Source organism: Clavibacter michiganensis subsp. tessellarius (genome assembly GCF_021922985.1).
In the GTDB taxonomy this organism is placed as follows: Bacteria; Actinomycetota; Actinomycetes; order Actinomycetales; family Microbacteriaceae; genus Clavibacter; species Clavibacter tessellarius.
Genome location: NZ_CP040788.1, coordinates 2,441,986 through 2,463,123 on the forward strand (window position 1 = coordinate 2,441,986; position 21,138 = coordinate 2,463,123).

Here is a 21,138-nt window from a genome sequence, read left to right on the forward strand (position 1 = left end):
GGGCGGATCACGCCGATCCGAGCAGGCTCGTGAGCTTGGCGTCGGCGGCGGACGCGAGCGCGACGGGGTCGCCGCCGGCCGCGATCGCGACGTAGAAGTCGTCGATGACGCGCGCGCCCTCCACGAGCGCCCAGTTCTGCGCCGCGGGCGTGCCGACCGAGTTGCGCACGGCCTCGGTGGTGAGGGTGGCGAGCTCGTCGCTGCCGAGCGCGCCGGCGTAGTCGAGGTTGCCGGGGACCCAGCCGCCGACGCTGGCGAAGTACTCCTGGAAGGGCTGGGAGAAGATCAGCCTCATGACCTCCTTGGCGAGGTCCTGGTTCTTCGAGCGGCCCGAGATGGCGACGTTGGACCCGCCCGCGAACGGGTGGCCGGCATCGCCGCCCGCCGCGGCCGGGAAGCCGAAGTAGCCCACGTTCCCGGCGTCCACGAGCGCCTGGTCGATGTTGGCCAGGTGCCAGTTGAAGCCGAAGAACATCGCGGTCTCGCCCGCGTTGAACGGCACCCACGGCTTCTCGGAGACCTCGCTGTCGGTCACGCCGCCCGCGGTGGATCCCGTCTTCCAGATCTCCTGCAGCGCCTGGAACGCCTTCTGGCTCTCGGGGCTGGAGAGCGAGCCCTTCCAGGTGTCGCCGTCCTGCTCGGCGAGGCGACCGCCCTCGGTGAACTGCCACGCGAGCGCCGACTGCCACGAGATGCCGGGCAGGTACAGGCCCGAGAACGACGGGTCGCCCGCGTGCGCGGCCTGGAGCTCCGCGGCGGCGGCGGTGAGCTCCTCGATGCTCGTGGGGACGGCGACGCCCGCCTCCTCGAACATGTCCTTGCGGTAGAAGAACAGGCGGCTGCCCGCGTAGAACGGCGCCGCGTACATCTGGCCGTCGTGCGAGCCGAGCTCCACGAGCGACTGCGTGAGGCTCGCGCCGCCCAGCTCCTCCTTCATGTCCTCGAGGCTGGTGAGGGCCCCGACCGCGCAGAACGTGGGGGCCTGCGTGTTGCCGAGCTCGATGATGTCGGGGGTCGAGTCGGCGCTCGCGAGCGAGGTCTGGAGCTTGGAGACGATGCCGTCCCACACCTGCAGCTCGATCGTGAGCGTGGATCCGGGGTGCTGCTCCTCGAACGCCTTCTTCAGCCAGTCGCGCGCCTCCTGGGAGACCGAGTCGGTCATCATCCAGACACGGAGGTCGGCCGTGGCGGGGCCGCCCCCGCCGCCGGATCCGGAGGCGCAGGCGGCGAGGAGGGCGGTGAGCCCGAAGGCGCCTCCCAGCCCGATGGCGGTACGGCGGGTGATGTCGGCCATGACGTGTCTCCTGGGGGTCGCGATGCGGGCTCGGGTGGACCCCATGGTGCGAGCGCCGGGCCCCGCGCAGGCACGCGCCGTGTTAAATCGCGCCTGCATAAACATGTTCTTCATCTGCGGCGCGGGCGGATCCGCATGCCCGTGCTTCCATGGGCCCATGACGCGACCGGCCGACCCGTCCCGAGATCGACGCGTGGCGGTCGAGATCGCCGTGCAGGACGCGGCCTCCGCGCGCACCGCCCGCGGCGCCGGCGCCGACCGGGTCGAGCTGTGCTCCGCGCTCGCCGCGACGGGCGGCGTGACCCCGAGCATCGGGCTAGTGGAGGCCGTGGTCGCCGTGGGGCTGCCGGTGCACGTGCTGATCCGGCCGCGGCCGGGCGGGTTCGTGCACGACGCCGACGAGCGCGCCGTCATGCTGCGCGACGTGCGGGCGGCGCTCGCCGCGGGGGCCGCGGGCATCGTCTCCGGCGGGCTCACCGCGGACGGGCGGGTGGACCGGGACCTCCTCGCCCGGCTCGTCGACGCGACGGGCGACGCCGTCTTCACGTTCCACCGGGCGATCGACGCCGTCGACGACCGGGAGGCCGCGCTCGACGCCCTCCTCGCCGCCGGGGTCGGCCGCGTGCTCACGTCGGGCGGCGCCGCGCGGGCGGGCGACGCGGTGCCGGCGCTCGCGGAGCTGGTGGCGCGCGCCGACGGGCGGATCGAGATCCAGGCCGGCGGGGGAGTGACGGTCGACGCGATCCCGGGGCTCGTGCGGGCGGGCGTCGACGCGATCCACCTCTCGGCCCGGCGGCGCGTGAGCGCCACGCGCGTGGGCCCGAGCGGCGGCGAGGCGGCGCACGACGTGGCCGACGGGGGGATCGTGGCGGCGGCGGTCGCGGCGGCGCGGGAGGGGGCGAGGGCCCGGTCGTAGCGCGGCGGGCTCCGCGCACGTCGAGCAGCCCCGGGGGACACTGCCGACGGGGGAGGGCGGGGCGCCGCCCTCCCCCGACGGGCGCTAGCGCAGGACGCGCAGGTCGGTCGCGGCCTCGATCGCCGTGATCGAGGTGAAGGCGCTGCGGTCCGCGCCGCCGCGGGGGATGTTGCCGTAGTGGATCCCGTACGCGGTGTTGCCGTAGAACCAGGGGCCGCCGCTGTCGCCCTCCTGGGTGATGTAGCCGTCGACCTGCCAGAGGTTCGCGTAGGTGACGCCGTTCGCGTTGACCGTGGTGGTCGGGCCGTTGATGACCTGCGAGCAGCCGTAGGCCGTGACGGTGCCGTACTTGCAGACGTTCATGCCGACGAAGGGCGCGGCGACGGCGGTGGCCTTGCGGCGGATCAGCGTGGATCCGGCCTTCTGGCTGATGAACTCGTTGTGCACGGACTCCGAGGAGCTGAACCACTGCTCGTCGAGCTGGCCGCTGTCGCCGTGGCCCTCGAAGGTGAGGATCTGGCGGGACTCGTAGTTCAGGTCGTCCGGGCAGTGCGATGCGGTGATCAGGCCGGTGGCGCCGGTGCGCGCGTTGCGGACCGTGAAGCCGGCCGTGCAGGCGAGCTGCTGCGTGTTCCCGATGCCGAGCGCGGTGCCGCCGGAGAGGACCTCCTGGCTCGGGTCCTCGTCGGTGAGGGCGACCTCGACGGGGACCGTCGCGGCCTGGGCGACGGCGGCCTCGGCCCGGTCGGTCCCGGCCTGCGCCGCGGCGGTGACATCCACGGAAGCGGAGGCGGACGCGGATGCGTCGGGCAGCACGGCGGCCGCGGTGACGGTCGTGCCGTCCTCGCTCATGCTCGCCTCGACGCTCTCGGCGCCGAGCTCGGCCTGCACGGCCTGCGCGGCGGCGGCCACGGCCGTGCTGCGCTCCTCGGCGGTGAGGGGCGCGTCGGTCGTGGTGCGGACGTCGGGGGCGAGCTCGCCGAGCGGCGCGAGCGCGGCGGCGGCGACCGGCTCGGTGAAGGCGACCCAGTACCCGGGACCCGTGGCGTCCTTGCCGGCGTTCGCGAAGCCGTCCACGCCCTGCAGGGTGGCGAGGGCCTGGCCGAAGAGCACGTCGCGGTGCTGCTCGGCGCGCACCTCCTCGACGGGCCGCCCGGTCTGCTCGGCGATGTGCGCCGCATCGATCGCCTCGGCGGCGGCGTCGGAGAGGGGAGCCGCGACAGGCTGCTCGACATCGACCTGCGGGCGCAGGGCGCCGAATGCCGGGCTCAGGGACGTCACTCCCAATATCACGGCCGTGGCCGCCGTGATCGTTATCCTCTTGTGACGCATTCGCGAACTCCTTCATTCGTGTGGAAATGGTCGCGCGAAATGCGCCCCTCGTTCATCGTGCACCTCCGGAGAGCCGGTCGGTGACGCGCTCGGAGGCGCTCTCCCGAGTACAGGCAATGCACGCCCGCGTGTGTCCTCGCTTATGAGGACTTGCGTGGTGCGGAGGGCCCGGAATGCATGCGGAAACGACCGGACCCCCAATTCGGGGCGATCCGGGGGAGGCCGCGACGGCATTCGCCCGCACCCCTAACTTGAGACCGGGCGATGCTGCCCGCTTTTCCAGGAATAAGGGAGCAACATGCGCGGTCGACGCGTTTTCAGCTGGCGTTCCGCCGGCAAGGTGAGGTGCACGATCGCGGTCATCGCGACGAGCGCCGTGATGATCACCGGACTCGGCACCATGCCGGCGTCCGCCGAGACGGCCGCGGGGCCGGTGCAGTTCGAGGACCAGACGCAGGACCCTGCGCAGGTCAACAAGCAGATGCAGGACGAGGCCCAGAAGGCCGCGAAGGCCGCCGTGTGGACGCCGGGGACGATCCCGGCCGAGCCCGCCGACGTCTCCACGCCCGCTCCGGAGCTGCCCGTGTGGGAGATCCCGGACGCGGACCGCAAGCTCGGCCAGCCCGTGTCCACCCAGCGCGTCCCCGCCGGCACGCCGGTCGGCGCACCCGGCCTCGGCGCGCTTCCCTACATGTCCTTCGAGGACATCTCGCTCTCGGACGACACCGTCGCCCGCGTGAACCTCGCGAACGGCAACCTGCTGCTCACCGCGAACGACGGCACGAGCTCCGCCGCCGGCATCGGCGTCCGCGCCGACCGCTACTACAACGGCCTCTCGAGCTCCGCCGGCGCCCTCGGCGGCGGCTGGTCCTCCGTCATGAGCAACGTCGACTTCGGCCTCTCCGTGAACAGCGGCGAGACCGAGGCCACGTTCGTCGGCCCGACCGGCTTCTCCGCGAAGTTCACCAAGAACAGCGCCGGCGCGTGGGTCGCTCCGGCCGGCTTCAACGCGTCCCTGAGCAAGGGCCAGTTCACCTGGAAGCTCAAGTACAACAAGACCGGCGAGGCCTTCGATTTCGACGTCACCACGAAGCAGCTGACCTACCACACCGACCGCAACGGCATCGGCCTCACCAACGACTGGACCACGTCCGCCACGACCTACACGGTCAAGGACACCTCCGGCCGCTTCACGCGCGTGAACCACACCACCGGCTCCGACCCGAAGATCACCTCGATCGTCGACTCGGCCAACCGCACCACCACGTACACGCGGAACGGCTCCGGCCAGCTGACGAAGATCGACAAGCCCGGCGGCGCTGTCACCACCATGACGTACGACACCACGGGCCGTCTCTCGACGATGACCGTCCCGTCCGCACCCGGCACGACGACGATCACGTTCGCCTACAACACCGCGCACAAGGTCACCAAGATCACGCAGAAGTCCACGTCCCCCACCTACGGGAACAAGGCCGACGTCGTGACGGCCTTCGCCTACAACAGCGGCAACACCGTCGTCACCAACCCGAACGGCAAGGCGTCGACCTACGCGTACGACAACCAAGGCCGCGTCACCTCGACCAAGGACCCGCTGAACCGCACCCGCTCGCAGACCTGGACCGCGAACAGCGACGTCCAGACCTCGACCGACGCTCTCGGCTCCGGCAGCACGCCCGGCAACGAGACCAAGTTCCAGTACGACGGCCTCAACAACGCGACGAAGACCGAGCTGCCGACCGGCGCCGCAGCCTCGGCCGTGTACGCGGCGGGTGCCGGTTGCGCTTCGAGCGGTGGCGACTCCTTCCAGGTGAAGTGCTCCACCGATGCCAGCGGGAACACCGCCAGCTACGAATACGACACCAACGGCAACCCGACGAAGAAGAAGGACACCACCGCCGGCGGGACCGGCGCGGTCGAGTTCGAGCGCGTCTACGACAACTGGGACCACAGCATCTGCGGTGGCGCTCCCGGTCAGGTCTGCTCTGCGAAGGACGGCAACGGGAACGTCACCCGCTACGCCTACGACGGCATGTTCAACGTGATCAAGGTGACCCCGCCCGCGCCCCAGGGCGTGACGACGTACACGTACGACGCGCTCTCCCGCGTGACCAGCGTCACCGACCCGCGCGGCAAGGTGACCAAGTACGCGTACGACGTCCGCGACCGCCAGACGGTCATCACGTTCGCCAACGGCAGCACGCTCGCCAAGACGTACTACCCGAACGGGCTCGTCCAGTACGACTCCGACAGCTTCGCCGGGACCAAGCAGTTCGAATACGACACCCTCGGCCGCACCACCAGCCAGATCGGTGCACTCGCCGGCCTCAACCAGAAGTACACCTACGACGCAGCCGGCAACATCCTCACCTTCGAGGACACCAGCGGCATCACGACCAACACCTACAACGCAGCAAATGAGCTGACCAGCCAGCGCGAGCCCGGAGGCGTGTGCCCCACCAGTGGCACCCCCGCCGCCAATAGCGGATGCACGCTGTTCGAGTACGACGCCAACGGCGCCGAGACCCGACGCGTGTTCCCTGCCGGCGCGCAGATGGTGACCACCATCGACAAGTCCGGCCGCACCACCCAGGTGCAGGCCAAGAACGCCGCCGGCAACGTGACCGCCGACGTCGCCTACTCGTATGCGAAGGACGGCAAAGACACCACCACCATCCAGGCCCGCACCAGCGGCAAGGAAGAGGGCATCCCAGCCGGCGCAGTTACGGCCTACCAGTACGACTCGCTGAAGCGCCTCACGGTCGCCGAGGAGAAGGTGGGCGGCAACACCAACGCGATGTGGGCCTACGACTACGACGCCGCGGGTAACCGCACCTCGCAGACCCGCTCAGGCAACACCGGCGGCACGCAGAACACCTCGATCAGCTACGGCTATAACGCCGCGAACCAGCTCACCAGCACCAGCGCCGACACGACCCAGTGGGTGTACGACGCCGCCGGCAACCAGGTCAAGAACGGCATGACCGGAGTCGTCGCGACCTACGGCGACCGCGGCCAGGTGCAGAGCATCGGAGCGACGAACTTCGCCGCGTTCGGTGAGGGCAACACGGACACCCAGAGCGCCACGGGGGGCCGGTCCTTCTCCAACTCGATCCTCGGGCTCTCACGACAGACCAACACGTCCACCAGCCTGGTGCAGAACTACAGCCGCACGCCTTCGGGTGAAGCGGTCGGATTCCGGATCTCGTCCAGCCACTACTACGTGACCGACCTTCTCGGCTCTGTCATCGGCATGTTCTCCGGCGCGGGAATTTGGGAGGGCGGATATTCCTACAGCCCGTACGGCGAGGAGCGAGTCACGTCGACTAATAACGCGGTCGCCTTGAACTCGCTGCGCTACATCGGTGGATACCAGGAGTCGACCAACCTGTACAAGCTGGGCGCGCGCTACTACGACGCCACACTTGGACGCTTTACGCAGATGGATCCCAGCGGTCAAGAATCGCAGCCTTACGCATACGCAGGTTGCAACCCAATCAATTCCAAGGATCCGTCCGGACTCGCGCCTACAGATTGTGATAATGCAAAGTTTGGATTAGCCCTTGCCGTTGGTGGCGGACTCAGCTCTCTAGGTGTGGCAATCCTTGGTGCAGGGCTATCCGTGGAAACCGGCCCTGTCGGTCTTGCAATCGCAATCCTAGGAACAGTCGGATTTATTATCGGTGGAGTGTCCACCGTTCTTGCGGCAGGTAATGTCTTGAACGAGTGCTAGCGTTTACAGACTAATCACGGCGCGCTATGCGAGATGAATACAATCTCGCATAGCGCGTTGTGTCGTATATACGTCGTGTTCATGTATCTCAGTCCACCCAACCACAAACCGGCCGTGTCCATACTGAGTTCGGGTGTTAGTCTTTCTGCTTTTGGCCACGAGCCAGCTTGCGCATCGTGAGCAACACCCCTGCGCCCGCCAATCCAAATACTATTCCCCCAATAATAAAGATGGCTACCAAGGATCCTGCATCCGCGTAGCTGTCTTGGTGTGCCAAGATATTAACCCCCAAGCCCACTCCCCCAATCATCAGCAAAAAGCTAATAACAGCACATATTAGTAGCATAATTAACGAGGCCTTGGTTTTCTTACTTATATTCATTGCTCCAGTATGCCGCAACAAACCCCCGTTGGTACCGCCGAGTGGAGGCCCCAATCCCGGTGCCAGTGCCCTCTCGTACGCTCGTCGACGAGCGCGGCCGGGCGCTCCGACATCGACCTGATCGACGAAGGGGACCACCCGGTGAACAAGGTGAAGGGCAACGTGACGCGCCTGGTGCACGACGTCGAGACGCACCCCTGGGCGCACCAGGAGGCCGGCTACTGGCGCGTCCAGGTCGAGGACTCCCCCGTGCTCGGGTACGTGTTGCGGGTCCGTGCGGAGCTCGGGGACCCGTTCACGTACGAGGTCTACGTCGACGCCCGGAACGATCGGGGGCAGCGGATCTGGGTCCACCGGGAGGCGTCCTTGAACGCGGCCGTGGCCTGGATGATGCAGCGCGCGGGCGAGCTGGTCGCCTTCGCGCGAGAGCGGGACGTCGACGGCCGGCCAACACCAGAGGTGGACGGTCGTTAGCGCTAGCGGCCGTAACGCTAACGAGGCGCGTCGGGTTGCACGTCTAGTCGAGGGGTTGGACGTAGAGGATGACGTGCCCGTCCGGGATCCCCTGGCGGAGCTGCTCGACGGCCGCCCAGCTCGAGGGGGCGTCGACGGTGACGAGCTCGGCGCTGCTCTCCGTGCGGGGCCGGTGCGCGAGCTCGTAGGTCATCTACCCAGGCTGGCCATTGGGCACCACGGCGCTGATCAGCTGCGGAATAGCTTCAGGCATTTGGCGGGCAAGCAAGTTAAAGCCGCCGGAGGGCCCTAAGGTAAAGCCTCGCTCGGGGCGTAAATAATTAACAGCAAAGCAGGCCTAGGTTGCCCATGTGTGGCGAAACCAGGCCTGCTTTGCCGTACAGGCATCAGTAGCGGAACGTTGATGATGACCGTGATGACCTGCAGCGTCACATTCGCTGATCTGGACGTCATGGAAGAGGGCATCCCGGCCGGTGCGGTCACCGCGTACCAGTACGACTCGATGAAGCGCCTCACGGTCGCCGAGGAGAAGGCTGGCGGCAGCACCAACGCGATGTGGGCGTACGCCTACGACGCCGCGGGCAACCGCACCTCGCAGACCCGGTCCGGGAACACCGGCGGCACGCAGGACACCTCGATCGACTACGGCTACAACGCGGCGAACCAGCTCACCAGCACCAGTGCGGACACGACCCAGTGGGTCTACGACGCTGCCGGCAACCAGGTCAAGAACGGCATCACCGGTGTCGTCGCGACCTACGGTGACCGCGGACAGGTGCAGAGCATCGGTGCGACGAACTTCGCCGCCTTCGGTGAGGGCAACACGGACACGCAGAGCGCCACGGGTGGACGATCCTTCTCCAACTCGATCCTTGGTCTCTCGCGCCAGACGAACACGTCTGCCAGCCTGGTGCAGAACTACAGCCGCACGCCTTCAGGTGAGGCGGTCGGATTCCGGATCTCGTCCAGCCACTACTACGTGACCGATCTCCTCGGCTCCATCATCGGCATGTTCTCGGGAGCGGGCATCTGGGAAGGCGGCTACTCCTACAGCCCCTACGGCGAGGAGCGGGCGACATCGACCAACAGCCCGGTCGCCTTGAACTCGCTGCGCTACATCGGCGGCTACCAGGAGTCGACCAACCTTTACAAGATGGGCGCACGCTACTACGACGCCTCCCTGGGACGCTTCACGCAGATGGACCCTAGTGGCCAGGAGAAGCAGCCCTACGCCTACGCCGCGTGCAACCCGATCAACAACTCCGATCCCACCGGCCTCAGCTGTGGCGGGGCCATCGCATTCGGTATCCTTGCGGCTATCGGTGTTCTTACTTCCGGGGTCGGAGTGGTTGTCGGCGCTCCGACCGTGTTCGCAGGAGCAGCCGCAGCAATCGGTTTCATTGCCGCTGCCGGCAGCCTGGGATACGCAATTGCCGACATCAAGGCACAATGCTATTAAGAGAAGAGCTCTCATGAAACGCCCCACGCTAATTCTTTACCTTGTCATGCTCGCGGTAGAAGTGATCCTTGCCGTCTTGGGCCTTAACTACATGGAAGATGGTGCCCTGAAAATCATCATTCTCGGCCTCCTCGTCGTGGCTATAGTGATGACAGCAATCGTGGTCGTCCGTGGCTCAGTTCAGGTAGGCAAGACACGCAAGTAGAACAAGCGATGAGTTAAACGCTAAATCGGCTCCAGCATGAGAATGCTAGGGCCGATTGCGTTGTAGTCGTCTCTTTACAGATGAGGCTTCGGCATCAAACTGACGCCTCAACGTCGGCCGGTACCCCTAGCGTGATCGCAGAGCGGGGCCGGACGCCGAGTTGGAACTTTGCCTCGACGAAGTGCGCGGTCGGGGTCTCGTGCTTGACCCACTCGCCCTTCCGGTACTCGCCCGTGTTCTCCATCACGCGGAACTTGGTGATCGTGACCTGGTCGGCGGCGACGGCCTCGGGGTCGGCTGCGAGGTTCCCGACGATGACGCGTGTGCTCATGATGCTTCTCCTGTTCGTGTAGGTGGTGCGGGATGGTGCGGTCTGCGGGGGCTCCGGCGGCCGCTGGCTCTCGGGGAGGGGCTCGACGTCGAGTCCCCATGAGGCGAGCGCCTGCTCGGGCGTAATCTGTGGCGGAATCGGCACCCATCGGCGCCGCTCTTCCAGCGTTGGTGGCGACTGCGATAGCTCAGTGGTCGTGGTCGTGGTCGTGGTCGTGGTCGCCGACGATGAGATGTCCCTTGGGTGCCGCCGCGCCCCCGAGCGTCTGCGAGGGTGGCCCCATGCACCTCTCCTTCCTGCACCGCAGCCGCTGGATCACGTACGGCGCCGCGATCGCCATCGGGCTCGCGGGCGTTGCCGGGTTGGTGGTCGGGAACCCGCGGGGGTGGATCCCGATCGGGATCGCCATGCTCGCCGTCCTGTTCCAGTGGCTCGTCTCCCGGGACGCCCGGCGGGTGCAGGACGCCGGCACGGATCCGCGGGACACCGTCGGCTGACCGGTCGGACTAGCCGCAATGCGTCGATGCAGATGCATGGATCTCCGGATTGGCCTACGTTGTCAATCAGCGGGACATGCCCTTCGGGTGGGCGGTCCTCGCATCGGGTCGGCGTCTCGGGGGAGACGTTCCGACCGCCCGGTCCTCCGTGCACGGAGGCCGGGCCACACCCTCTTCCGCGTCGTCGCGGGATCGCTGCAACGCGGCGGCCGCCGGGGCCCGCTCGGGTCGCCCGCCGCCCGCGCTGGCAGGCTCAGAGCATGACGCCTCCCGGATCCGCCCCGCACGATCCCGCGCACGACGACGCCCAGGCGCTCGACCTCGACCGGCTGCTCGCGTCGGTCGCCGACGAGGACGGCGGCCAGGTCGACGACAGCATCCCGCAGCTCGCGGAGACGGATCCGTCGCTCGCCGGCATCGCGCTCGTCACGCCCGACGGCCGCACGCACGCGGCGGGGGACAGCGCGCACCCCTTCTCCATCCAGTCGGCGGTCAAGCCGTTCCTGTTCGCGCTGGCGCTCGCCGACACCGACGGCGCCGCGCTCGACGCGGTCGGCATCGAGCCGACGGGCGAGGCCTTCGACGCGATCAAGCTCGAGAGCGGCACCGGCCGGCCGCCGAACCCGATGGTCAACGCGGGGGCGATCCTCACGGCGAGCCTGGTGCGCGGATCCTCCCTCGAGGAGCGCACCGAGCGGATCCTCCGGGGCCTCAGCGCCTTCGCCGGACGCGACCTCGAGGTCGACGAGGACGTCGCCGAGTGCGAGCAGCTCCTCGGTGACCGGAACCACGCGCTCGCCCACCTCATGCGCTCGGAGGGCACGCTGCACGTCTCCGCCGACGACGCGGTGGCCGCCTACGCGCGGGCGTGCGCGGTGCTGGTGAGCGCGGAGACGCTCGCCGCGATGGGCGCGACGCTCGCCTGCGGGGGACGTAACCCCATGACGGGGTCACGCGTCGTGTCCCCGCAGGTCGCGCGCGACGTCGTCTCGGTCATGGCGACGTGCGGCGTCTACGACGGCTCCGGCCGGTGGATGCGGCGGGTCGGCGTGCCCGCGAAGTCGAGCGTCTCCGGCGCCATCGTCCTGTCCGCGCCCGGTCGCCTCGGCGCCGCCGTCTTCAGCCCGCCGCTCGACGACCAGGGCACGAGCGTGCGCGGCGCGGTGCTGGCGCGGCAGCTCGCGGGCCAGCTGGGGCTGCACGCGTTCGGCGGGGCGGGGGAGTGACGCGGATCCGGACGTGCCGCGACGTCGGATCGGCCTAGCTGGCGCGACTCCGACTCCGCCGCCGCGCCCGCTCCGCCGCATCCGCCATCGCCTCCGCGTGCGCGGTCTTGGCGCGGCCGATCGCGGCGTCGTCGCCCCGGAGGATCGCGACGCCCTCGGCCACCTGCGCACGGATGCCGTGGATCGAGTCGCCGAGCGTCGGCGCGAAGTCGGCGTGCTCCTCGTCCGGCTGCTCCTCGGCCTCCGGGTAGCGGCGCAGCTCGGCGGACGCGTCCTCGGTGGAGGAGCCGTCGCCCGGACGCCGCTCGAGGTGGGCGAGGCAGAGGCGGGCGACCTCGTCGGCGTGGTCGTGCATCACCGAGTGCGCGGCGCCGGGGATCTCCCACAGCCGCGCGCGCGGCAGCCGCCGGCCCATCTCCTCGACCCAGGCGCGCGGGGCGACGGCGTCGTGCTCGCCGCGGATCACGAGCGTGCTCGCGCGGATCTCCGGCAGGCGCGCCTCGATCGGGTACGACATCATCCCCGGCAGCACGCGGAGGAACCAGCGCACGCCGCAGACGAGGTACGCGCGGACGGCGAGCACCTGGATCCGGCTCGGCTCGCGGACGGAGGAGCGCAGGAAGCGGAGGGCGGCGCGCGGCACCGAGCGCGCGGCGGGGTCGACCACCGGGCTGATGAGCACCACCGTGCTGATCCCCGGGCGCCGGGCGGCGAGGTCGGCCACCACCTGCGTGCCCATCGAGTGGCCGACGAGTACGGGGTCGTCGAGGCCGAGCGCGTCGATCGCGGCGCCCACGAGGTCGGCGTACTCGCGGATCTCGAGCGACCGCCCGGGGTGGCGCACGCCCGCGAATCCCGGCAGGTCGAGCGCGTGCACGGTGCCGCGCGCGTCGAGTCGCGGCGCGAGGCGCTCGAAGTAGTCGGAGGAGACGCCGATGCCGGGGACGAGCACGAAGGCGCGGCCGTCGGGGCTGCCGAGGGTGCTGATCCGCACGGTGAGCCCGCGGTGCACGATGCGCGTCACGCGGACCGTGGTGGCGGGGCGGCCGTGCTCGGTCATGCGGTGCCTCCTCGGCCGACGGGCGGGTCGTCGGGTGCGGTCCGCGCGGCGTCCACGCTAGGGCACCGTCACCGGGGATCCGACGAGCGGCGTCGCGGCGCATCGACGCACGGACGCCCGACGCCCGACGCCCGACGCCCGACGCCCGACGCCCGCCGCGCCCGGGTCAGGCTCCGGCGTCCCCGCTCGACACGCACAGGCAGAACGGGTGCCCCGCCGGATCCGCGTACACGTCGAAGCGGTCGGGCGCCGCCGGGTCCGGGGCCGGCTGGAGGAGGCGACCGCCGAGGGCGAGCACGCGCTCGCGGCCCGCCTCGAGGTCGTCGACGTACAGATCGAGGTGCATCTGCATCTGCTGGCGCGGACCCTCGCCCGGCCACTCCGGCGCGACGAAGTCGGGCGCGAGCTGGAAGCCGAGGCGCCACTCGCCGTCGACGCGCACGCTGTGCCAGTCGTCCTCCGCGGCCACCTCGCCGCCGAGGAGGCCCGCCCAGAAGGCGCTCTCCGCGGCCAGGTCGGGGGCGTCGAACACCGTGATCGTGCGGTGGATCCTCATGGGCGCGTCCTTGCCTCGTCGTCGAGCGGGTGCTGCCAGCCTGGCACCGGGCCGCGGCCGCGGCCAGGATCCGCCGCCCGCGCCCCTGGGATCCGGACCCCGACCGACGGTAGGTTTGACGACACGGCGCGTCTCCCGCGCCGGACATCCCAGCGGGCATCGTGGCTCAGCCGTCCAGACGACGGCAGGAGCGTGCGACGGCCGTCGGGCCACCAGTCACCCTCCTGAAAGGAGCGACCATGTCCGCCCCCTCCGTCCAGCTCTACACGGTCCGCGACGCCGTCTCCGCCGACCTGCAGGGCGCCGTCGCCCGCGTCGCCGAGATCGGCTACACGCAGGTCGAGCCGTACGCGTTCGTCGAGCGCGCCGACGAGTTCGCCGCCGCCTTCGCCGCATCCGGCGTCACCGCGCCCTCGGGCCACGCGCCCGTCATCGACGGCGACGACGACCAGGCCGCCCGCACCTTCGACGCCGCCGCGAAGCTCGGGATCCAGACGGTCATCGATCCGTTCATCCCCTCCGAGCGCTGGCAGACCGCCGACGACGCGCACCGGATCGCCGACCGCGTCAACGAGCTGCAGGTCCAGGCCGCCGCGCGCGGGCTCGCCTTCGGGTACCACAACCACCAGTGGGAGTTCGCGAACACGGTCGACGGTCGCCCGATCTACGAGCTCTTCGTGGAGCGCCTCAACGCGGATGTCGTGCTCGAGCTCGACGCGTTCTGGTCGACCGTCGGCGGCATGGACACGCCCGCCCTGCTGGAGAAGCTCGGCGACCGCGTGCAGTTCCTGCACGTGAAGGACGGCAAGATCTCCGACGCGATCGCCAAGGTTCTGCCGAGCGCCGAGTCCGCGCTCGTCGTGCCGCCGGAGCTCGCGCAGGCCTTCAAGATGCAGGAGCCCGCGGGCCAGGGCGACGTCGACGTCGCCGCCGTGCTCGCGGCCGCCCCGCACGCGCTGCGCGTCGTCGAGTTCGACGACTACGCGGGTGACGTGTTCGATGGCATCACGGCGTCGCTCGCCTGGCTGCAGGAGAACGACAAGTGACCGGCGGCACCGGCCGCGTCGGCGTCGGCGTCATCGGCGCGGGCGTCATCTCGGGCACCTACCTGGAGAACATGACGGCGATGCCGGACCTCGAGGTCCTGTTCGTCGCCGACATCGACCTCGACCGCGCCCGCGCGCGCGCCGAGGAGCACGGCGTGCCGCATCACGGCACCGTCGACGAGCTCCTGGCCATGGACGAGATCGAGATCGTCGTGAACCTCACGCTGCCGGCCACGCACGCGGAGGTCGGCCGGCGGATCGTCGCCGCCGGCAAGCACGTGTGGAGCGAGAAGCCGCTGGCGCTGGACCACGCATCCGGCCAGGACCTGCTCGAGGCGGCCCGCGCCGCCGGCGTGCAGGTCGCGTGCGCGCCCGACACCGTGCTCGGCGCCGGGATCCAGTCGGCCATGCGCGCCATCGCCCGCGGCGACATCGGCGAGCCGCTCACCGCGACGACGCTCTTCCACGTGCCCGGTCCCGACGCCTGGCACCCGAACCCCGAGTTCCTGTTCGCGAAGGGCGCCGGACCCCTCTTCGACATGGGCCCGTACTACGTCACCACGCTCGTGCACGCGTTCGGCGCGGCCGAGACGGTGAGCGCGGTCTCCTCGACCTCGCGCACCACGCGCACCATCGGCAGCGGACCTCGCGCGGGCACCGACTTCCCGGTGGAGGTGCCGACGCACCACGCGGCGCTCATCTCGTTCGCGGGCGGGCAGTCGGCGCAGTCGACCTTCAGCTTCCAGAACGCGCTGCCGCGCATGGGCTTCGTCGAGATCTCGGGCAGCGAGGGCACCATCGTGCTCCCCGACCCGAACACGTTCGAGGGCGACAGCCAGCTGTGGCGCTTCGGGCAGCAGGAGCCGGAGACGCTGACGGCGGCCGGATCCACGTACGGCCGGGGCTCCGGCGTGCTCGACCTCGCGCGCAGCATCCGCGGCGGGGCCCCGGTGCGCGCGTCCGGCGAGGTCGCGGCGCACGTGCTCGACGTGCTGCTCGCGATCCGCGACGCAGCCGACAGCCGCGAGGTCGTCACGGTCGCGTCGACGGTCGAGAAGCCGACCCCGCTCGCGGAGGACTGGGACCCGGCGGCGGCGACGCTGTAGAGGGCGACCCGCACTGCGGCTCGACCGACGGCCCCGCATCCGGAGACGGACGCGGGGCCGTCGGGCGTCCGGCGACCGGCCGCGGGGGCGCGGGGGCCGCCCGCCCGGAGGAGACTGGACCCATGCAGCTGCACCGCGTCACCACCGGGACCGGACCCCGCCACGTCGGCCTGGTGCACGGGCTCGGCGCGGACGGCGCGACCTGGGCGCCCGTCGTCGAGCGGCTCGTCGCCTCCGGCCGCTGCACCGTCACGACCGTCGACCTCCGCGGGCACGGGGAGAGCGACCGGGCCGGCTCGTACGGCATCGAGGAGATGGCCGACGACGTCGCGGAGGCGCTGCCGCGCGGCCTCGACGCGGTCGTCGGGCACTCGCTCGGCGGATCCGTGCTGGTGCGCGCCGTCGCCCGCCTCGAGCCCGCGCACGCGGTGTACCTCGACCCCGGGTTCCGGCTCGCGCTGCCGACCACGGGGATCCGCGGCCGCCTGTTCTGGACCGCCCCGCTCGTGGGCCTCGCCGTCGCGCAGCTGCCGCGCGCCCGGGCCGCCGCCCGGATCCGCGCCGCCTACGCCCCCGCGGTGCGGGCGTCGCTCGACGCCGCCCAGGCCCGCTTCGACCGCGGCATGGCGATCGGCGTCTTCCGCGACGTGGCCTTCCATCCGCTCGCGGTGAGCGCGCCGGCCGTGCCGTCGACGATCGTGCTCTCCGACGAGTCGCCGTCCGTGCTGCCCGACGCGTACGCGGCCGAGCTGGAGCGCGCGGGCTGGGACGTCCGGCGGCTGCCGGGCATCCACCACGACATGCAGCTCGAGGATCCGGACCGGGTGCTCGCCGCGATCGGGGACGTGCTGTGAGCGACGCCGCCCGGGACGAGCCGGCCGGCCCGGATCGGGACCGCTCCGACCGCCTCGACGACGACGCCATCGCCGCCCGCCTCGCCGCCGCCCTCCGCGCGCCCGACGCCTCCGCCCGCCTCCAGGCCGCGCTCACCGCGGGCACGCGGCCGCATCCGGCGCTCGTCGAGGGGCTGATCCACCGCTGCCGCGTCGAGCCCGACCTCAACGTGCGCGAGATGCTCACGTGGGCGCTCATCCGGCACGACCGCGAGCTCACGATCCCGCCGCTGGTCGCCGAGCTCGCGTCGCCCGTGCCGCAGGCGCGCAGCCAGGCGCTGCACACGCTCTCCAAGATCGGCGACCGGCGCGCGCTGCCGGCGATCGGGCGCGAGCTGCTGCGGGATCCGGACGAGCACGTCGCCCGCACCGCGTGGCGGACGGCGTCGGGCCTGATCGACGCCGACCGCGATCCGACCGGCGCCGGGCTCCTCCTCCGCGAGCTGGCGTCGCAGCTCGGCCGCGGGCCCGCCGAGATGCAGCACAGCCTCACGCGCGCCTTCGTCGCGGTCGGCCGGCTGGCGCAGCCCGTGGTCGAGCGGTCGCGGCAGGCGGCCGACGGGCGGGTGCGGATCCACGCGCTCGCCACCCTCGCGATGCTCCGCGACCCGGCCCTCCGCTTCGAGGACGCGGTGGACGACGCGCGCCGCCTGTCCTTCGGCGGCCACCTCGCGGCGGAGACGGACGGCCGGCGCCCTTCCCCGCGCTGATCCCGGTCCCTATCGTGGGCAGCGACGGCCCGCGACGTCCGCGCGCCGACGGATCCGCGTCCGCGCGGCGGGCGGGAGGCTCCCTTGGCCGAGATCGTGCTGTTCCACCACGTGCAGGGCGCGACGCCCGGCGTCCACGCGCTCGCCGACGCCCTGCGCGACGGCGGCCACGTCGTGCACGTGCCCGACCTGCTCGACGGCGCGCTGCCCGAGACGGTCGAGGCGGGCCTCGCGCTCATGGCCGGCCTCGACGACGGCGTGGTCGCCGCCCGCACCGAGCGCGCGCTCGAGGGGCTGCCGGCCGGGCTGGTGTACGCGGGCGTCTCGTGGGGCGGATCCATCGCCCAGCGCCTCGCGCAGACCCGCCCGGGCGCCCGGGGCGCGCTCCTCTACGAGTCGTTCGTGTCGCTCTCGGCGGAGTGGGCGTTCGGGCCGTGGCCCGCGGGCGTTCCGGTGCAGGTGCACGGCATGGCGCGGGATCCGTACTTCGCGGGCGAGGGCGACCTCGAGGCCGCGCGCGAGCTGGTCGCGCTCGTCGGCCCCGAGCTCGCCGAGGTCTTCGTCTACGACGGCGACGCGCACCTGTTCACGGACGCGTCGCTGCCGTCCGCGGATCCGGTCGCCACCGCCCTCGTGGTGGAGCGGTCGCTCGAGCTGCTGGCACGCATCGGCTGAGGCGGCCGCGGCGACGCGTCCGCGAGGGGACGCGCCCACCTCGCGCGCCCGCGCCCGCGCCCCCGCCCCCGCTCACGCCGCGGTGCGCTCGGCGCCGGTCGCCGCGGGCTCGCCGCTCGCGGTGCGGGCCGCGCTCGGAGCAGCCGCCTCGTCCGCGGCAGCATCCTCGTCCGCCCCCGGCTCCTCCGTCGTGCGGGAGTCCGTGAGCGACAGCGCGCCGACCGTCGCGATCACGCCCACCAGCACGGCGACGGCCGCGTAGGCGATCCGCTCGCCCGTGAAGAACGTCTGCACGAGCTCCGCGCTCCACGCGCCGACCGGCAGGGCGTTCGTGACCAGCGCGGCGATGAGCGTGCCGACGACCGCCGTGCCGAGGCTGGTGCCGAGCTCCTGGGCCGTGTCGTTCAGCGCGGCGCCCATCGAGGTGCGGTTGGCGGGCATCGCCTCGACGAGGGCGACCGCGCAGATGGTCATGATCGTCCGCAGCCCGATGGTGAGCAGCACCATCATCGCGGCGATGGCGAGGTAGCCGTGCTCGACGGCCCAGGCCATGCCGCCGAGCCCCGCCACCAGGAGGCCGGTGCCCACGAGGCAGGCCAGGCGGTGGCCGAGGCGGGCGGCGAGGCGCTCGGTGATCGGGGTGGCGGCGATCATCGTCACGATGACGGGCAGGTTCGCGAGGCCGGCGCGCACCGGGCTCCAGCCGTAGGCGTACTGGAAGTGCAGGATCAGCCCGAACAGGATGCTGGCGAACCCGACCGCGGCGCCGAGCTGCGTGAGGGCGGCGCCGCGGACGGGCCCCGCGCGGAAGATCGCGAGGTCGATCATGGGCGAGGCCGCCCGGCGCTCGCGGAGGACGAAGCCCGCGACCGCGGCGACGGCGCCGGCCGCGCAGGCGAGCGTGACGGGCGCGAGCCACCCGTGCTGCACGCCGCTCGTGAGCGTGTAGCAGCCGAGCCCGATCGCGGCGATGGTGAGCACCGTGCCGGGCAGGTCGAGGCGCTCGGAGGTGAGGTCGGCGCGGCGGTCGGCCGGGACGCCCACGCGGACGCCGATCCAGACCAGCAGGGCGATGGGGGCGTTGACGACGAGCAGCCACTGCCAGCTGACGGCGGCGAGGACGGATCCGCCGAGGAGCGGCCCGAGGACCATGCCGGACATGCCCACGATCATCACGATCGTGATCGACCGCATCCGCAGCCGCTCGTCGTCGAAGAGGCGGAAGACCAGCGACATCGTCACGGGCGCCATGGCCGCGGCGGCGGCGCCGAGGGCGGCGCGCAGGGCGATGAGCTGGCCGATGTCGGTGACGAGCACGACGGCGAGGCTGATCACGCCGAAGGCCGCGAGGCCCGTGAGCAGCACGCGGCGTCGTCCGAACCGGTCGGCGGCGGATCCGGCGGTCAGCAGCAGGCCGCCGAAGGTGAGCGAGTAGGCGCCCGTCACCCACTGCAGGCCCGTCGTCCCGCTCTCGAGCGAGCGACCGATGGTCGGTAGGGCGACGGAGAGCAGCGTGTTGTCGACCATCTCGACGAAGAAGGCCAGGCAGAGGGCGGCCAGCGGGAGGGCCGCGGAGCGCAGCGAGGCGTGCGCGCGGGATGGGGCGGTGTCGATCGTCGTCGTGCTCATGGGCGGGCCTCTTCTCATCGAACGCCGTACGAGTATCGGACGACGTTCGATAGTATGGAACGTCGTTCGGTAGGATGCAAGGCATGGCGGCAGACGGATCCACGGAGAAGCGCGGCACGGGCACGGCGCCTGCCCGCGCACGGGGACGCCAGCGGGCGTCGCACTCGCTCGACACGGTGCTCGCGGAGGCGATCGCGATCCTCGACGAGTCGGGGGAGCCGGCGCTCACCTTCCGGGCGCTCGCGGCGCGGCTCGGCGGGGGAGTGGCGAGCATCTACTGGTACGTCGCGAGCCGCGACGAGCTCGTCGCGCGCGCGACCGAGGAGGTGATGGGCCGGGTCCTCGTCGATTCTGAGCCGCTCATCCACGGTCCCGATCCCCTGGAGAACGTGCGCGCCGTCGCCCTGGCGCTCTTCGACGAGTTCGTGCGCCGGCCCTGGTTCGGGCAGTACATGCTCCGCAACAACGGGCTGCGGCCCAACACGATGGCGATGTACGAGCGCCTCGGCCAGCAGCTCCTGCAGCTCGACCTCACGCCGCGCCAGCGCTTCCACGCGGTGTCGTCCATCGTCAGCTACGTCGTCGGGGTCGCGGCCGACCTCGCGGAGCCGCCGCCGAAGGAGTTCTTCGAGAGCGGGCTGGACCGGGCGGGCTTCCTCGCCGCGTTCGCCGACCGCTGGCGCGCCCTCGACCCCGAGGAGTTCCCCTTCGCCCACGACGCGGCCGACGAGCTGGCCACGCACGACGACCTCGACGTCTTCCGCTCCGGCCTCGACCTGCTGCTCGCGGGGCTGCGGCAGCAGGCCGGGCTGCCGCCGGCGAGGTGAGGTCCAGCGGCGGGAGCGTTCGCGCCGGCGGCGCGAGCGAGCGCGGCTAGAGCGCGGGCACCGTCGCGAGCAGCCGCTCGGCGTCGCGTCGCGCCTCCGCGATCTCCGCCGTCCCCAGCCCGCACGCGCGCAGGCACGTGGCGGCGATGGCGTCGCGGTCGGCGTCGTCGGGCTCGCCGCGGCGGCGGAGCTGGATCACGAGCTCGGCCAGCTGGATCAGCACGGCCCCCAGCGCCTCCGGCCCGATGGTGCGGCGCACGTCGGCGCTCGCCGCGGCCGTGCCGATCCGCCCGTACGCCTCCTGCAGCTCGCGCCGCTGCGTGCGGAAGCCGTCGTACCGCTCGCCCTGCACCTCGGGCAGCAGGTAGAGCGTGCCGATGTTGTGCGGGGTGTCGGCGAGCGTGCGGAAGTCCGCCATCACGAGCGCGTGCAGTGCGCCGGCCGCCGACGCGCGGTCGGGGACGGCCTCCTCGATGCCGCGGACGACGTCGAGGCTGGGCCGCACGGAGCGCGTGAGCAGCTCGACGAGCAGGTCGTCCTTGCCGGCGAAGTGGTAGTAGAGGGAGGCCTGGCGGATGCCCACCCGCTCGGCGATGAGGCGCGTGGACGTGCCGCTCAGCCCGTGCTCCGCGAAGAGCGCCGCCGCCGCGTCGAGGATCTGCTCGCGCGGGCTCAGCGTCGAGCCGGCGTCGGGCATCGCGCGGGGGCGGCCGACGCGGGCCGGCTTGTCGTCCTTGGCCATCCCGCCATCCTCGCAGGTGGGGATCACGCGGCGGCCGGGATCACG

General features: G+C 71.4%; 21 protein-coding genes. 13 read left to right on the plus strand and 8 right to left on the minus strand.

Going from position 1 to position 21,138, the window contains the following annotated elements; genetic code table 11:
* Window positions 1-7: 7 nt before the first annotated feature.
* Window positions 8-1,294, minus strand: a complete 1,287-nt coding sequence (locus FGG90_RS11490) for an extracellular solute-binding protein (protein ID WP_165771368.1) — start codon at window positions 1,292-1,294, stop codon at window positions 8-10.
* Window positions 1,295-1,451: 157 nt separating this feature from the next.
* On the opposite strand from FGG90_RS11490, the gene FGG90_RS11495 reads away from it, so the two are divergent.
* On the plus strand, window positions 1,452-2,210 hold the full coding sequence (locus FGG90_RS11495; RefSeq protein ID WP_094127008.1) for a copper homeostasis protein CutC: 759 nt from the start codon (window positions 1,452-1,454) through the stop codon (window positions 2,208-2,210).
* An 84-nt stretch (window positions 2,211-2,294) separates the two neighbouring features.
* Here FGG90_RS11495 and FGG90_RS11500 read toward each other — a convergent pair whose 3' ends face one another.
* Window positions 2,295-3,542, minus strand: coding sequence for a chymotrypsin family serine protease (locus tag FGG90_RS11500; protein ID WP_133065135.1), 1,248 nt, complete (start codon window positions 3,540-3,542; stop codon window positions 2,295-2,297).
* A 340-nt stretch (window positions 3,543-3,882) separates the two neighbouring features.
* Here FGG90_RS11500 and FGG90_RS11505 point away from each other — a divergent pair, with 340 nt between their 5' ends.
* Complete coding sequence (locus FGG90_RS11505) at window positions 3,883-7,275, plus strand: RHS repeat-associated core domain-containing protein (protein WP_237583348.1); 3,393 nt, start codon at window positions 3,883-3,885, stop codon at window positions 7,273-7,275.
* Window positions 7,276-7,798: 523 nt separating this feature from the next.
* Window positions 7,799-8,131 carry a hypothetical protein gene (locus tag FGG90_RS11510; protein WP_210433032.1) on the plus strand — a complete coding sequence of 111 codons (333 nt, stop codon included), beginning with the start codon at window positions 7,799-7,801 and terminating at the stop codon, window positions 8,129-8,131.
* 43 nt (window positions 8,132-8,174) lie between these two features.
* On the opposite strand, the gene FGG90_RS11515 is transcribed toward FGG90_RS11510, so the two are convergent.
* Window positions 8,175-8,324 carry a hypothetical protein gene (locus tag FGG90_RS11515; RefSeq protein ID WP_165771367.1) on the minus strand — a complete coding sequence of 50 codons (150 nt, stop codon included), beginning with the start codon at window positions 8,322-8,324 and terminating at the stop codon, window positions 8,175-8,177.
* Window positions 8,325-8,534: 210 nt separating this feature from the next.
* Here FGG90_RS11515 and FGG90_RS11520 point away from each other — a divergent pair, with 210 nt between their 5' ends.
* Both FGG90_RS11520 and FGG90_RS11525 read left to right on the plus strand, forming a co-directional pair.
* Complete coding sequence (locus FGG90_RS11520) at window positions 8,535-9,590, plus strand: RHS repeat-associated core domain-containing protein (RefSeq protein ID WP_237583350.1); 1,056 nt, start codon at window positions 8,535-8,537, stop codon at window positions 9,588-9,590.
* A 13-nt stretch (window positions 9,591-9,603) separates the two neighbouring features.
* Window positions 9,604-9,795, plus strand: coding sequence for a hypothetical protein (locus tag FGG90_RS11525; protein WP_094127004.1), 192 nt, complete (start codon window positions 9,604-9,606; stop codon window positions 9,793-9,795).
* 94 nt (window positions 9,796-9,889) lie between these two features.
* Here the strand turns inward: FGG90_RS11525 and FGG90_RS11530 are convergent, their stop codons facing one another.
* The gene (locus tag FGG90_RS11530; protein ID WP_094127002.1) at window positions 9,890-10,126 is read right to left on the minus strand and encodes a hypothetical protein; all 237 of its coding nucleotides are present in this window, start codon (window positions 10,124-10,126) and stop codon (window positions 9,890-9,892) included.
* A gap of 281 nt (window positions 10,127-10,407) precedes the next feature.
* On the opposite strand from FGG90_RS11530, the gene FGG90_RS11535 reads away from it, so the two are divergent.
* Window positions 10,408-10,623, plus strand: a complete 216-nt coding sequence (locus FGG90_RS11535; protein WP_094127000.1) for a hypothetical protein — start codon at window positions 10,408-10,410, stop codon at window positions 10,621-10,623.
* 260 nt (window positions 10,624-10,883) lie between these two features.
* Window positions 10,884-11,849 carry a glutaminase A gene (gene glsA, locus FGG90_RS11540; protein ID WP_094126998.1) on the plus strand — a complete coding sequence of 322 codons (966 nt, stop codon included), beginning with the start codon at window positions 10,884-10,886 and terminating at the stop codon, window positions 11,847-11,849.
* A 34-nt stretch (window positions 11,850-11,883) separates the two neighbouring features.
* Here the strand turns inward: glsA and FGG90_RS11545 are convergent, their stop codons facing one another.
* Window positions 11,884-12,909 carry an alpha/beta fold hydrolase gene (locus FGG90_RS11545; protein WP_094126996.1) on the minus strand — a complete coding sequence of 342 codons (1,026 nt, stop codon included), beginning with the start codon at window positions 12,907-12,909 and terminating at the stop codon, window positions 11,884-11,886.
* Between the two features lie 166 nt (window positions 12,910-13,075).
* Window positions 13,076-13,465, minus strand: a complete 390-nt coding sequence (locus tag FGG90_RS11550) for a VOC family protein (protein ID WP_094126994.1) — start codon at window positions 13,463-13,465, stop codon at window positions 13,076-13,078.
* Window positions 13,466-13,704: 239 nt separating this feature from the next.
* On the opposite strand from FGG90_RS11550, the gene FGG90_RS11555 reads away from it, so the two are divergent.
* From FGG90_RS11555 to FGG90_RS11575, 5 genes are all read left to right on the plus strand, one after another.
* Complete coding sequence (locus FGG90_RS11555) at window positions 13,705-14,511, plus strand: sugar phosphate isomerase/epimerase family protein (RefSeq protein ID WP_094126992.1); 807 nt, start codon at window positions 13,705-13,707, stop codon at window positions 14,509-14,511.
* Complete coding sequence (locus tag FGG90_RS11560) at window positions 14,508-15,617, plus strand: Gfo/Idh/MocA family protein (RefSeq protein ID WP_094126990.1); 1,110 nt, start codon at window positions 14,508-14,510, stop codon at window positions 15,615-15,617. Before FGG90_RS11555 ends, FGG90_RS11560 begins: the two co-directional genes overlap by 4 nt.
* 122 nt (window positions 15,618-15,739) lie before the next feature.
* Window positions 15,740-16,471, plus strand: a complete 732-nt coding sequence (locus FGG90_RS11565) for an alpha/beta fold hydrolase (protein WP_094126988.1) — start codon at window positions 15,740-15,742, stop codon at window positions 16,469-16,471.
* Complete coding sequence (locus FGG90_RS11570; RefSeq protein WP_237583352.1) at window positions 16,468-17,220, plus strand: HEAT repeat domain-containing protein; 753 nt, start codon at window positions 16,468-16,470, stop codon at window positions 17,218-17,220. The genes FGG90_RS11565 and FGG90_RS11570 overlap by 4 nt, the downstream gene beginning before the upstream one ends.
* Before the next feature lie 84 nt (window positions 17,221-17,304).
* Entirely contained in the window at window positions 17,305-17,895 is a 591-nt protein-coding gene (locus FGG90_RS11575; RefSeq protein ID WP_094126986.1) for a dienelactone hydrolase family protein, read from the plus strand.
* Window positions 17,896-17,967: 72 nt separating this feature from the next.
* Here the strand turns inward: FGG90_RS11575 and FGG90_RS11580 are convergent, their stop codons facing one another.
* Complete coding sequence (locus tag FGG90_RS11580; protein ID WP_094126984.1) at window positions 17,968-19,524, minus strand: MFS transporter; 1,557 nt, start codon at window positions 19,522-19,524, stop codon at window positions 17,968-17,970.
* Window positions 19,525-19,607: 83 nt separating this feature from the next.
* On the opposite strand from FGG90_RS11580, the gene FGG90_RS11585 reads away from it, so the two are divergent.
* A complete protein-coding gene (locus FGG90_RS11585) occupies window positions 19,608-20,351 on the plus strand; it encodes a TetR/AcrR family transcriptional regulator (RefSeq protein WP_094126982.1) in 744 nt (247 codons plus the stop codon).
* 46 nt (window positions 20,352-20,397) lie between these two features.
* Here the strand turns inward: FGG90_RS11585 and FGG90_RS11590 are convergent, their stop codons facing one another.
* Window positions 20,398-21,093, minus strand: a complete 696-nt coding sequence (locus FGG90_RS11590) for a TetR/AcrR family transcriptional regulator (RefSeq protein WP_094126980.1) — start codon at window positions 21,091-21,093, stop codon at window positions 20,398-20,400.
* Between the last annotated feature and the right edge of the window lie 45 nt (window positions 21,094-21,138).

Coding starts and splice junctions, on each gene's coding strand:
- FGG90_RS11495 (WP_094127008.1), top strand. CDS start 1,452: ATGACGCGACCGGCCGACCCGTCCCGAGATCGACGCGTGGCGGTCGAG.
- FGG90_RS11520 (WP_237583350.1), top strand. CDS start 8,535: ATGATGACCGTGATGACCTGCAGCGTCACATTCGCTGATCTGGACGTC.
- FGG90_RS11565 (WP_094126988.1), top strand. CDS start 15,740: ATGCAGCTGCACCGCGTCACCACCGGGACCGGACCCCGCCACGTCGGC.
- FGG90_RS11580 (WP_094126984.1), bottom strand. CDS start 19,524: ATGAGCACGACGACGATCGACACCGCCCCATCCCGCGCGCACGCCTCG.
- FGG90_RS11545 (WP_094126996.1), bottom strand. CDS start 12,909: ATGACCGAGCACGGCCGCCCCGCCACCACGGTCCGCGTGACGCGCATC.
- FGG90_RS11585 (WP_094126982.1), top strand. CDS start 19,608: ATGGCGGCAGACGGATCCACGGAGAAGCGCGGCACGGGCACGGCGCCT.
- FGG90_RS11530 (WP_094127002.1), bottom strand. CDS start 10,126: ATGAGCACACGCGTCATCGTCGGGAACCTCGCAGCCGACCCCGAGGCC.
- FGG90_RS11555 (WP_094126992.1), top strand. CDS start 13,705: ATGTCCGCCCCCTCCGTCCAGCTCTACACGGTCCGCGACGCCGTCTCC.
- FGG90_RS11590 (WP_094126980.1), bottom strand. CDS start 21,093: ATGGCCAAGGACGACAAGCCGGCCCGCGTCGGCCGCCCCCGCGCGATG.
- FGG90_RS11550 (WP_094126994.1), bottom strand. CDS start 13,465: ATGAGGATCCACCGCACGATCACGGTGTTCGACGCCCCCGACCTGGCC.
- glsA (WP_094126998.1), top strand. CDS start 10,884: ATGACGCCTCCCGGATCCGCCCCGCACGATCCCGCGCACGACGACGCC.
- FGG90_RS11535 (WP_094127000.1), top strand. CDS start 10,408: ATGCACCTCTCCTTCCTGCACCGCAGCCGCTGGATCACGTACGGCGCC.
- FGG90_RS11525 (WP_094127004.1), top strand. CDS start 9,604: ATGAAACGCCCCACGCTAATTCTTTACCTTGTCATGCTCGCGGTAGAA.
- FGG90_RS11515 (WP_165771367.1), bottom strand. CDS start 8,324: ATGACCTACGAGCTCGCGCACCGGCCCCGCACGGAGAGCAGCGCCGAG.
- FGG90_RS11500 (WP_133065135.1), bottom strand. CDS start 3,542: ATGCGTCACAAGAGGATAACGATCACGGCGGCCACGGCCGTGATATTG.
- FGG90_RS11490 (WP_165771368.1), bottom strand. CDS start 1,294: ATGGCCGACATCACCCGCCGTACCGCCATCGGGCTGGGAGGCGCCTTC.